The 10,422-nt window shown below is 70.5% G+C and carries 11 protein-coding genes and 1 pseudogene; 8 read left to right on the top strand and 4 right to left on the bottom strand.

Annotated elements, in window-relative coordinates:
* Positions 1-954, bottom strand: a pseudogene (locus tag K6I34_RS22375) (oxidoreductase); the annotation flags it as partial.
* Positions 955-1,132: 178 nt separating this feature from the next.
* Here K6I34_RS22375 and hisD point away from each other — a divergent pair.
* The 8 genes from hisD to hisF are packed head-to-tail and all read left to right on the top strand — an operon-like array spanning position 1,133 to position 6,886.
* A complete protein-coding gene (gene hisD / locus K6I34_RS22370; protein WP_229328113.1) occupies positions 1,133-2,452 on the top strand; it encodes a histidinol dehydrogenase in 1,320 nt (439 codons plus the stop codon).
* A gap of 1 nt (position 2,453) precedes the next feature.
* Entirely contained in the window at positions 2,454-3,560 is a 1,107-nt protein-coding gene (locus tag K6I34_RS22365) for a histidinol-phosphate transaminase (RefSeq protein WP_229328112.1), read from the top strand.
* Positions 3,557-4,150 (top strand): imidazoleglycerol-phosphate dehydratase HisB, encoded by a 594-nt coding sequence (gene hisB, locus K6I34_RS22360; protein WP_121797779.1) that lies wholly within the window; start codon positions 3,557-3,559, stop codon positions 4,148-4,150. Before K6I34_RS22365 ends, hisB begins: the two co-directional genes overlap by 4 nt.
* The gene (locus K6I34_RS22355) at positions 4,147-4,311 is read left to right on the top strand and encodes a hypothetical protein (RefSeq protein WP_183147256.1); all 165 of its coding nucleotides are present in this window, start codon (positions 4,147-4,149) and stop codon (positions 4,309-4,311) included. The genes hisB and K6I34_RS22355 overlap by 4 nt, the downstream gene beginning before the upstream one ends.
* The gene (gene hisH, locus K6I34_RS22350) at positions 4,308-4,949 is read left to right on the top strand and encodes an imidazole glycerol phosphate synthase subunit HisH (protein WP_229328111.1); all 642 of its coding nucleotides are present in this window, start codon (positions 4,308-4,310) and stop codon (positions 4,947-4,949) included. The genes K6I34_RS22355 and hisH overlap by 4 nt, the downstream gene beginning before the upstream one ends.
* A 58-nt stretch (positions 4,950-5,007) precedes the next feature.
* On the top strand, positions 5,008-5,736 hold the full coding sequence (gene priA / locus K6I34_RS22345; protein WP_229328110.1) for a bifunctional 1-(5-phosphoribosyl)-5-((5-phosphoribosylamino)methylideneamino)imidazole-4-carboxamide isomerase/phosphoribosylanthranilate isomerase PriA: 729 nt from the start codon (positions 5,008-5,010) through the stop codon (positions 5,734-5,736).
* On the top strand, positions 5,733-6,134 hold the full coding sequence (locus tag K6I34_RS22340) for a Rid family hydrolase (RefSeq protein WP_229328108.1): 402 nt from the start codon (positions 5,733-5,735) through the stop codon (positions 6,132-6,134). Before priA ends, K6I34_RS22340 begins: the two co-directional genes overlap by 4 nt.
* Positions 6,131-6,886, top strand: a complete 756-nt coding sequence (gene hisF / locus K6I34_RS22335) for an imidazole glycerol phosphate synthase subunit HisF (protein WP_229328106.1) — start codon at positions 6,131-6,133, stop codon at positions 6,884-6,886. The genes K6I34_RS22340 and hisF overlap by 4 nt, the downstream gene beginning before the upstream one ends.
* Before the next feature lie 786 nt (positions 6,887-7,672).
* On the opposite strand, the gene K6I34_RS22330 is transcribed toward hisF, so the two are convergent.
* The 3 genes from K6I34_RS22330 to K6I34_RS22320 form a co-directional block, all read right to left on the bottom strand.
* A complete protein-coding gene (locus K6I34_RS22330; protein WP_229328105.1) occupies positions 7,673-8,518 on the bottom strand; it encodes a thioredoxin domain-containing protein in 846 nt (281 codons plus the stop codon).
* Between the two features lie 60 nt (positions 8,519-8,578).
* Positions 8,579-9,253 (bottom strand): hypothetical protein, encoded by a 675-nt coding sequence (locus tag K6I34_RS22325; RefSeq protein WP_229328104.1) that lies wholly within the window; start codon positions 9,251-9,253, stop codon positions 8,579-8,581.
* A gap of 163 nt (positions 9,254-9,416) precedes the next feature.
* Positions 9,417-10,241: a thioredoxin domain-containing protein gene (locus K6I34_RS22320; protein WP_229328103.1), complete on the bottom strand. Its 825-nt coding sequence runs from the start codon at positions 10,239-10,241 to the stop codon at positions 9,417-9,419.
* Between the last annotated feature and the right edge of the window lie 181 nt (positions 10,242-10,422).

Raw genomic sequence — 10,422 nt, 5'->3', positions numbered from 1 at the left:
CTCCCCGAGGAACCGCAGCTCGGGCGTCTGGATCCGGCGCAGCGACAGCTCCTGGTCCGCCTCCATGGCGAACCGGGCCTGGCTGAGGTCCACCGCGTCACCGAACCGCCCGTCGTCCAGCCGCACCCCGCCCTCGCACTCGAAGCGCTGCACGCGCACCCCCCGCCCGGGTGTGATCGTGATGCCCTGCGGGGGAGTGAAACCGCTGGCGAACGCGGCGCTGCTGTACCCCGCCGACGTCAGATGGAGGGTGCGCTCGACCGTGAGCTGCGGGGCGTTGAGCGCGCGCTTCCCGTACGGATTGCTGAGCGCGCTGCCGCGCAGGCTGAACGAGACCCCTATCGTCGCGCTGCGCATGCTCAGCTCGCCGTACGAGCGCATCAGCTCCGCCTGCAGGTCCTGGCCGACCGACATACCGTCCGCCGCTATCGACACGCCGCGCCGGTCTCTTCGCACCACCAGCTGGTTGAGCAGCAGATCCGTGCCTATGTGGGCGTCGGTCAGGCGTATGCCGTTCTGCACGACGCAGCGCGCGAGGTGCAGATCGCCCTCGGTGCGCACCCGGGCCGCCTCCAGCCGGGGGAGCGCGCAGCCGATGAGCCGCAGCGTGGTGAAGTGGCACTCCGGCAGCAGCACCCGCTGGTCGAAGCGGCAGTTCCGGAGCTCCACGTACGGCACGACGCGCCCGCCCGACAGGTCGAGCGTGCCCGTGATCCGCACCCCGTTGAGCTTGAGCGCGGAGACCCGGCCCGGCTCGGCGTGCGGCCCGTCGAGGAGGAGCAGGGCCACCACCCGGGCGCGCACGCTGCGCTCCGGCCCCCAGGGGTGCGGGCCGCCCGGGTCGTTCCGCTCGGGCTCCGGCGCGCGCAGGTCGTGGGTGCCGCCCCGGCGGAACGCCTGCCACATCCCCCGTTCGGCGGGCGTGAGCTCCAGTCCGGCGGGGGGTGCCCCCATGGGTGCCTCGGTCACGGAACGTGCCCCCTCCCGTCACGCATACCACTCGTTACCGTCCCCATTCCCTCCATGTGGCGGATTGAATACTCATAGTGAAAACCCGACGTCGTCCGGCGGCGCGGTCCGGAGGGTGGAACAGGGAACCGTGTGCCGGGACGTGTCTGAGACAATTGACCCCGTGATCTCCCGAATCGATCTGCGCGGTGCCGTCGCCTCCGAGGCCGGCATCGACCGCGACCTGCTGCCCCGAGCCGAACTCGACGTCGAGGCCGCCCTGGAGAAGGTGCGGCCCATCTGCGAGGACGTGCATCATCGCGGCACCGCGGCCCTGATCGACTACGCGGAGAAGTTCGACGGCGTCACGATCGACCGCGTGCGGGTGCCCGCCGAGGCGATCACCCGTGCCCTGGCGGAGCTCGACCCGGCCGTGCGCGCCGCGCTGGAGGAGTCCATCCGCCGCGCCCGCCTCGTCCACCGCGAGCAGCGCCGCACCGACACCACCGTCAAGGTCGTGCCCGGCGGCACGGTCACCGAGCGCTGGGTCCCCGTCGAGCGCGTCGGCCTCTACGTGCCGGGCGGCCGCTCGGTCTACCCCTCGTCCGTCGTCATGAACGTGGTGCCGGCCCAGGAGGCGGGCGTCGGCTCCATGGCCGTCACCTCCCCGCCCCAGGCCGATTTCGGCGGTCTGCCGCACCCGACCATCCTCGCCGCCTGCGCGCTGCTCGGCATCGACGAGGTCTACGCCGCGGGCGGCGCCCAGGCCGTCGCGATGTTCGCGTACGGCACCGAGGAGTGCCGTCCGGTCAACATGGTCACCGGCCCCGGCAACATCTGGGTCGCCGCCGCCAAGCGCCTGCTCAAGGGCCGTATCGGCATCGACGCAGAGGCGGGCCCGACCGAGATCGCGATCCTCGCCGACCGCACCGCCGACCCGGTGCACGTCGCCGCCGACCTCATCAGCCAGGCCGAGCACGACCCGCTGGCCGCGGCCGTCCTCGTCACCGACTGCGAGGAGCTCGCGGACGCGGTCGAGAAGGAGCTGGCGACGCAGGTCGCCGCCACCCGGCACGTCGAGGACCGGATCGTGCCCGCCCTGTCCGGCCGCCAGTCCGGCATCGTGCTCGTCCGCGACCTGGAGCAGGGCCTCGCCGTCGTGGACGCCTACGGCGCCGAGCACCTGGAGATCCAGACCGAGGACGCGGCGGCCGTCGCCGCCCGGGTGCGCAACGCCGGAGCGATCTTCGTCGGCGCGTACGCCCCCGTCTCCCTCGGCGACTACTGCGCGGGCTCCAACCACGTCCTGCCGACCGGCGGCTGCGCCTGCCACTCCTCCGGCCTGTCGGTGCAGTCCTTCCTGCGCGGCATCCACGTCGTGGACTACACCCGCGACGCCCTCGCCGAGGTCGCCCACCACGTGGTCACCCTCGCCGAGGCCGAGGACCTGCCCGCCCACGGTGCCGCGATCAAGGCCCGGTTCGACTGGAAGGTGCCGAAGTAAGTTGACCGGCATTGACGATCTCCCCATCCGGGACGAGCTGCGCGGCAAGTCCCCGTACGGCGCCCCCCAGCTCGACGTGCCCGTACGCCTGAACACCAACGAGAACCCCTACCCGCTGCCCGAGCCGCTCGTCGCCCGCATCGCCGAGCGCGTCGCCGAGGCGGCCCGGCACCTCAACCGCTACCCCGACCGCGACGCCGTCGAGCTCCGCACCGAGCTGGCCGGGTACCTCACCCGCAGTACGGGCCACGAGGTCACCATGGCCGGGGTCTGGGCGGCCAACGGCTCCAACGAGGTCCTCCAGCAGCTGCTCCAGGCCTTCGGCGGACCGGGCCGCACCGCGCTGGGCTTCGAGCCCTCGTACTCCATGCACGCCCTGATCTCCCGCGGCACCGGCACCGGCTGGATCTCCGGCCCCCGCCGCGAGGACTTCACCATCGACGTCGACGCCGCCGAGCGCGCGATCGCCGAGCACCGGCCCGAGGTCGTCTTCGTCTGCTCGCCCAACAACCCCACGGGCACGGCGGTCGAGGCGGAGACGGTCCTGCGGCTGTACGAGGCGGCCCAGGCCGCCAAGCCCTCCCTGGTGGTCGTGGACGAGGCATACGGCGAGTTCAGCCACCGCCCCTCGCTGCTGCCGCTCATCGAGGGCAGGCCCAACCTCGTGGTCTCCCGCACCATGTCCAAGGCGTTCGGCGCCGCCGGACTGCGGCTGGGCTACCTGGCCGCCCACCCCGCCGTCGTCGACGCCGTGCAGCTCGTCCGCCTGCCGTACCACCTGTCCGCCGTCACCCAGGCCACCGCGCTCGCGGCCCTGGAGTACACGGACACCCTGCTCGGCTACGTCGAACAGCTCAAGGCCGAGCGCGACCGCCTCGTCACCGAGCTGCGCGCCATGGGCTGCGAGGTCACCGACTCGGACGCCAACTTCGTCCAGTTCGGCCGGTTCCCGGACAGCCACACCGCGTGGCAGGCCATCCTCGACCACGGTGTCCTGGTACGGGACAACGGCGTACCCGGGTGGCTGCGGGTCACCGCGGGCACCCCGGAGGAGAACGGCGCGTTCCTGGACGCGGTTCGCGCAGTACTGAAGGAGAACGAACGATGAGCCGCGTTGGGCGCGTCGAGCGCACCACCAAGGAGACCTCCGTCCTGGTCGAGATAGACCTCGACGGCACCGGGCAGGTCGACGTGTCGACCGGGGTCGGCTTCTACGACCACATGCTCGACCAGCTCGGCCGCCACGGCCTCTTCGACCTCACGGTCAAGACCGACGGCGACCTGCACATCGACAGCCACCACACCATCGAGGACACCGCCCTCGCCCTGGGCGCCGCCTTCAAGCAGGCGCTCGGCGACAAGGTCGGCATCTACCGCTTCGGCAACTGCACCGTGCCCCTGGACGAGTCCCTCGCCCAGGTCACCGTCGACCTCTCCGGCCGCCCCTACCTCGTGCACACCGAGCCCGAGAACATGGCGCCGATGATCGGCGCCTACGACACCACGATGACCCGGCACATCCTGGAGTCCTTCGTCGCCCAGGCACAGATCGCCCTGCACGTCCACGTGCCGTACGGGCGCAACGCCCACCACATCGTCGAGGCCCAGTTCAAGGCCCTGGCCCGGGCGCTGCGCTACGCGAGCGAGCACGACCCGCGCGCCGCCGGAATCCTTCCCTCCACGAAGGGCGCGCTGTGAACAGTCTGTCCACCATCCTGATCGTCGTCGGCCTCTTCCTCGTCGGCGGCATCATCTCCTTCGCCAAGCAGGGCTTCCCCAAGGGCGTGCTCGTCCTGCTCGGCATCGGCAGCGCGATGTGCCTCGTCGCCGGGATCATGCGACTGGAGATCTGGGCATGAGCGACCGCAAGAAGGTCGTCGTCCTCGACTACGGCTTCGGCAATGTGCGCTCCGCCGAGCGCGCCCTCGCCCACGTCGGCGCGGACGTCGAGATCACCCGTGACTTCGAGCGCGCCATGAACGCCGACGGACTCCTCGTCCCCGGCGTCGGCGCCTTCGCCGCCTGCATGCAGGGCCTGCGCGACGTCCGCGGCGACTGGATCGTCGGCCGCCGCCTGGCCGGGGGCCGCCCCGTCATGGGCATCTGCGTCGGCATGCAGATCCTCTTCGAGCGTGGCATCGAGCACGGCGTCGAGACCGAGGGCCTCGACGAGTGGCCCGGCACCGTCGAGCCCCTCAAGGCACCCGTCGTCCCGCACATGGGCTGGAACACCGTCACCCCCGCCGAGGGCTCCCGGCTCTTCGCCGGCCTCGACGCCGACACCCGCTACTACTTCGTCCACTCCTACGCGGTGCGCGAGTGGCAGCTGGAGGTCGGCAACCCCAACCTCCGCGCCCCCAAGGTCACCTGGGCCACCCACGGCGAGCCCTTCGTCGCCGCCGTCGAGAACGGCCCGCTGTCCGCCACCCAGTTCCACCCCGAGAAATCCGGGGACGCGGGCGCCGTCCTGCTCCGCAACTGGCTCGACACCCTGTGACCGGGGCTTCCGCCCTCTTCCTGCCTCTCACCCAAGGCCCCACCGTAAGGTCCCCCCTATGACCCACCGCCTCGAACTGCTCCCCGCCGTCGACGTCCGCTACGGCCAGGCCGTCCGCCTCGTCCACGGCGCGTCCGGTTCCGAGACCTCCTACGGCGACCCGCGGAGCGCCGCCCTCGCCTGGCAGCGCGCGGGCGCCGAGTGGCTGCACCTCGTGGACCTCGACGCCGCCTTCGGCACCGGCGACAACCGGGCGCAGGTCACCGAGATCGTCCGCTCGATGGACATCAAGGTCGAGCTGTCCGGCGGCATCCGCGACGACGCCTCGCTCGCCGCCGCCCTCGCCACCGGCTGCACCCGCGTCAACCTCGGCACCGCCGCCCTGGAGACCCCCGAGTGGGTCGCCAAGGTCATCGCCGAGCACGGCGACCGCATCGCCGTCGGCCTCGACGTCCAGGGCACCACCCTGCGCGGCCGCGGCTGGACCAGCGACGGCGGCGACCTCTACGAGACGCTCGCCCGCCTCGACCGCGAGGGCTGCGCCCGCTACGTCGTCACCGACATCGCCAAGGACGGCACCCTCCAGGGCCCCAACCTGGAGCTCCTGCGGAACGTCTGCGCCGCCACCGACCGGCCGGTAGTGGCCTCCGGCGGCGTCTCCTCCCTTGACGACCTGCGCGCGATCGCCAACCTGGTACCAGAGGGCGTCGAAGGCGCCATCGTCGGCAAGGCCCTCTACGCCAAGGCGTTCACCCTGGAAGAAGCCCTGGAGGCTGTGTCCGTATGACCGATGCCGTGCAGCGAGCGCAGAGCGACAGTTTCTGGGAAGAGGCCGTGGGTTCTGCGCGCGCCGTCGCGGCGGGGGACCTGGTGCTCGTGGCCGGGACGATGCCGTTCACCGGCACCGTGCTGCACGGCGAGGGCGACCCCTACGAACAGGCGCGGGCGGCCTTCGCGGGCGCCCTCGCCGAGCTGGAGCGGTTCGGCCTCGGCCCCGAGGCCGTCGTCCGCACCCGCATGTACCTGACCCACGCGCGGGACGTCGACGCCGTCTGCTCCGTCCACAAGGAGCTCTTCGGCGCGGCACCGCCCGCCGCGACCCTGGTCATCGTCTCCGGGTTCGTCGACTCGCGCGTGCTGGTCGAAGTAGAAGTAGAAGCGTACCGAGGAGCAACGAGCACATGACCCTGGCGGTCCGAGTCATCCCCTGCCTGGACGTCGACAACGGCCGGGTCGTCAAGGGCGTCAACTTCCAGAACCTGCGCGACGCGGGCGACCCCGTCGAAATGGCCAGGATCTACGGCCAGGAAGGCGCCGACGAGCTGACGTTCCTCGACATCACCGCCTCCTCCGGCGACCGCGAGACCACCTACGACGTGGTCCGCCGCACCGCCGAGCAGGTCTTCATCCCGCTCACCGTGGGCGGCGGCGTCCGCACCGCGGGCGACGTCGACAAGCTGCTGCGCGCGGGCGCCGACAAGGTCGGCGTCAACACCGCGGCCATCGCCCGCCCCGAGCTCATCCAGGAGATCGCCGAGCGCTTCGGCCGCCAGGTGCTCGTCCTGTCCGTCGACGCCCGGCGCACCCCGGACGGCTCCTTCGAGGTCACCACGCACGGCGGCCGCCGCGGCACCGGCATCGACGCCGTGGAGTGGGCCCACCGCGCGGCGGAACTGGGCGCGGGCGAGATCCTGCTGAACTCCATGGACGCGGACGGCACGAAGGACGGCTACGACACGGAGATGATCGCGGCGGTGCGGAAGCATGTGTCCGTGCCGGTGATCGCCAGTGGCGGGGCGGGACGGCTGGAGCATTTTGCGCCGGCCGTGGAGGCGGGGGCGGATGCGGTGCTGGCCGCTTCCGTCTTCCACTTCGGGGATCTGAAGATCGGGGATGTGAAGCGGACGCTGCGCGAAGCGGGCCACCCGACCCGCTGAGGGGCACCCGGGGGCGCGGCTCCCTGCCCCGGGGGGCAGGCTGAACGGGAGTGAAGGCCGCTCACCATGCCGCAGGTGCGGTTTGCGCGGCCATTGAAGGTAGCGCGGGAGCGGGGCAGGATGGCACCAGGCGAGCCCGCCCATGGAGTCTGCCGCTGGCCGAGCAGGTGCTAGTGACCGCAGCGCATTAGCGATGCGAGCCTCACTATGGGGCAGCTGACCTCGCTGTTCAGCGTGTCCTCGTCCACGGTGTGCTGGGTAGCCAAGCGGCTGAAACACTTCTCGCTATCGAGTCCGTCTCCTGCCTGATCGACGCAACGGAGAAGTTGTGGATCGCGGACGGCACGCTGGTACCGGAGTATGGCTGCCTTCCCTCGCAACCACCGGCTCTCGGCAAATGCACACGTCGCCGTGGACACGACTCCCGGCTGGCGCGGCGGCCCGCCCGGTTGCCGGGCGCCTCCCAGACGCACGTGCCTGGCGTGCCCCACGAGCTGGGCCGACACTGCGCGGGCGCGACCGTACTCGATGACGGCGCCTACATGAAGTACGGCATGACGGTCCCCACCGGAAGTGCCCGTCCCAACCTTCCACCCACATGTCCGACATGGACACGCCATCAGATGCTGCGTAAAGGGATACACAGCGTCTTCCGAAACTGCCGACAAAGCAGCGACGGCCTCCAGCATGCAATCAAGGCCGCCGCCCGCATACACAACATTTCCTTCGCGGACCGAAATCCATGGGCGCCCGAGCTTCAGGGATCACCTGCCCGCGATCAATGCGTCAGCCCTTATCCTTTGACCCGAATTCTTTATTGATGGCCGTAATAAAGTCTTCCTTGGCGATCGGGGGATTAGGCGTTCCGCCGGCCTTCAGTTGCTTGCCATTGTGAACGAGCGCGGGGGTACTGTTGATACCGTTCTTGCCGAAGAGCCTTCCTAGCTTCAGGGCCCAGGGAGCATACGTGTGCTCCGTGACATTCTTTTCAAATTCCTTATTCCCCTTGAGCTCCCGCACCTGTTGCGCGATATCGATCAGCTTCTTGTCGTCCGCGAAGGCATCGTCACGCTCATCGGGGTGATTCTTCGGCGAGTAAAGCGCTTCCTTGTAATCGACGAATGCCTGCGGGCTGATGTTCAGGGCCGCGCCAAGGGCACTGACAGCGTTCTTCGACCCGGTACCTCTGGCTGGCGAGTCATCGATGAAGTTAGCCATGATGTAACGGACCTTGTAACGTCCGTCTGCCACATCCTGGCGAAGTTGTGTGCCAGACCGCTGCTCGAAGACAGCGCACACCGGGCAGCGCGGGTCCTCGTAAACCGTCAGGGTCTCCTTGGCCTTCGGATCGCCGACGACGATCTCGTTGCCGTTTTCCCCCGCGGTGTTGGCAGGTTTGACGACGGGGGCGTTCTTAGCTGCTGCCCAGTCGAATGAGCCCTTTCCCGAGCCGCCGTCGCCCGCCTTGGTCACGGCGTAGCCGATGCCGCCCGCTATCGCGAGGACGGCGACGATGGACCCGGCCACGACGAGCTGGCGGCGGGCCTTGTCCTTCTTGGCCTGCCGCTCGCGCTCGGCGCGCAGCCGGTCGCGGGCGGCCTGCTTGTTCTGCTGGTTGTTGCGGTTGCTCATGATGTCTTCTCCGAAAAGGGGTACGGGGATGCGGTGGACCGCGTGCTCCGGGGCTGCGCTTCAGGCAGCTGTCGAGCAGAGGGGCGGTCCGCGCCGTACCACGGAGTGCACGAGGAGCGGGAGGGCGCGCGGCGGCAGGACGCGGCGCGCGGGCCGTACGGGCGCGCGGCGGGGTGCCACGGCGGCGGCGAGCGCGGCGACGGCCAGCAGCAGCGGCCGGAAGGCGAAGGCGGCCACCGCGCGCAGCAGCCGGGCCAGGGCGACCTCGCCGCGGCGCAGCCAGGCGGCGGCCAGCAGACCCACCGCGACGTGCGCGGCGAGCAGCAGCCAGGGCAGGGCGGCGGAGTCGGCGGCGGGGCCGGTGCCGCCCTGGGCGGCCATGCGCGCGAGCGGCGTGCCGAAGTTGCCGCCGCAGACGAGGTCGACGCCGATCGAGTGGAGGGGTCCCGCTACGGGGCCGCCCACTCGTCCGTAGCAGGCGTGCTGGCCGGTGGTGAAGACGGTGTCGGCCGTCAGCTCCAGCGGGACGAGGAGGGCCGCGATCCGGCCGTAGGTCCGTTCCCGGTCGGCGAGCGCGTAGGCGATCGCGAAGACCGCGCCGGACAGCACGGCGACCGTGGACACGGGCAGCGGGGTCCGGGAGAGCAGGACGTGGGAGGCGGCGGAGAGGGTGACGCAGAGCGCCGTGAAGAGGCCCGCGCGCAGCGTCCTCAGTCGAACCCCTGTCCCCTCCATGACGCGAAGTGTGCCACGCTCCCGGACACCTGTCTGGTCAAGATTCGGCATCACCGGCGGGGGTCACCGGCGGCGCCGGGACGCCTGAGCCGTCCGTGGCCGGAGTGACCCGGCCACAGACGGCTCGGACGGCGTGCCGCGGCGCGGCGTCAGGACGTGGACGTCAGGACTTGAGCGCCTCGGTGACGGCCTTGGTGAACTGGTCCGGGGCGATCGGGGTGTTCTTGCCGTCCGAGGTCAGCTTCTTGCCGTCGATCTTGAGGGTGGGGGTGCCGGTGACGTCCTTGTGGGAGTCGAACTCGTCGGAGACCTCCAGGGCCCACTTGTCGAAGGTGCCGTCCTTGACGTTCTTCTCGAAGTCCTTGTTGTCCTTGAGCTGCGGGACCTGGTTCGCGATCTTCAGCAGGACGTCGTCCTTGGCGAAGGAGTCCTTGGTCTCATCGGGGTGGTTGGCCTTGGAGTAGAGGGCCTTGTTGTAGGCGCTGAAGGCCTCGGGGCTGACGTTCAGGGCCGCGCCGAGCGCGCTGAGGGCGTTCTTCGAGCCGGTGCCGGGGAGGTTGCGGTCGAGGAAGGTCGCGATGTGGTACGAGACCTTGTACTTGCCGTCCTTGACGTCCTTGTCGATGGTGTCGCCGTTGAACTGCTCGAAGGTCGAGCAGATGGGGCAGCGCATGTCCTGGAAGAGATCCAGGGTGTGCTTGGCGTTCTTGTCGCCGATGACGATCTCGGTGCCCTTGTCGCCCGCGGTGTTGGCGGGCTTGACCAGGTCCTTCTTGGCGGCGGCGGACCAGGCGGCGGAGACGGTGTCGTCCTTGCCCATCTTGGTGACGGCCACGCCGATGCCCGCGGCGACCGCGAGGACGGCGACGACCGAGCCGCCGACGAGGAGCTGGCGGCGGGTCCTGTCCTTCTTGGCCTGGCGCTCCCGCTCGGCGCGCAGCCGCTCGCGGGCGGCCTGCTTGTTCTGGTGGCTGTTGCGGTTGCTCATACCGGTTCTTCTCCGTGGTGGTGCTGTGGTGCGTACTGCTCGGGCTGTCAGACGAGGACGGCGCCGAGCGGTGGGCCGCGGCGGACGACGGAGTGCGTCAGCCGGGGCGCGGCGGGCACGCGCGCGTGGCGTACGGGCCGCATGGCAGGGCTCGCCGGGCGTACGGCGGGCGGGGTGGCGG

This window comes from Streptomyces sp. UNOC14_S4 (assembly GCF_020740835.1).
Classification (GTDB): domain Bacteria; phylum Actinomycetota; class Actinomycetes; order Streptomycetales; family Streptomycetaceae; genus Streptomyces.
This window is presented reverse-complemented; position numbering and strand designations above follow the sequence as displayed.

Excerpts from the sequence above, each read along its gene's own strand:
- hisB (WP_121797779.1), top strand. The coding sequence starts at position 3,557 with ATGAGCCGCGTTGGGCGCGTCGAGCGCACCACCAAGGAGACCTCCGTC.
- hisH (WP_229328111.1), top strand. The coding sequence starts at position 4,308 with ATGAGCGACCGCAAGAAGGTCGTCGTCCTCGACTACGGCTTCGGCAAT.
- priA (WP_229328110.1), top strand. The coding sequence starts at position 5,008 with ATGACCCACCGCCTCGAACTGCTCCCCGCCGTCGACGTCCGCTACGGC.
- K6I34_RS22340 (WP_229328108.1), top strand. The coding sequence starts at position 5,733 with ATGACCGATGCCGTGCAGCGAGCGCAGAGCGACAGTTTCTGGGAAGAG.
- hisF (WP_229328106.1), top strand. The coding sequence starts at position 6,131 with ATGACCCTGGCGGTCCGAGTCATCCCCTGCCTGGACGTCGACAACGGC.
- K6I34_RS22330 (WP_229328105.1), bottom strand. The coding sequence starts at position 8,518 with ATGAGCAACCGCAACAACCAGCAGAACAAGCAGGCCGCCCGCGACCGG.
- K6I34_RS22325 (WP_229328104.1), bottom strand. The coding sequence starts at position 9,253 with ATGGAGGGGACAGGGGTTCGACTGAGGACGCTGCGCGCGGGCCTCTTC.
- K6I34_RS22320 (WP_229328103.1), bottom strand. The coding sequence starts at position 10,241 with ATGAGCAACCGCAACAGCCACCAGAACAAGCAGGCCGCCCGCGAGCGG.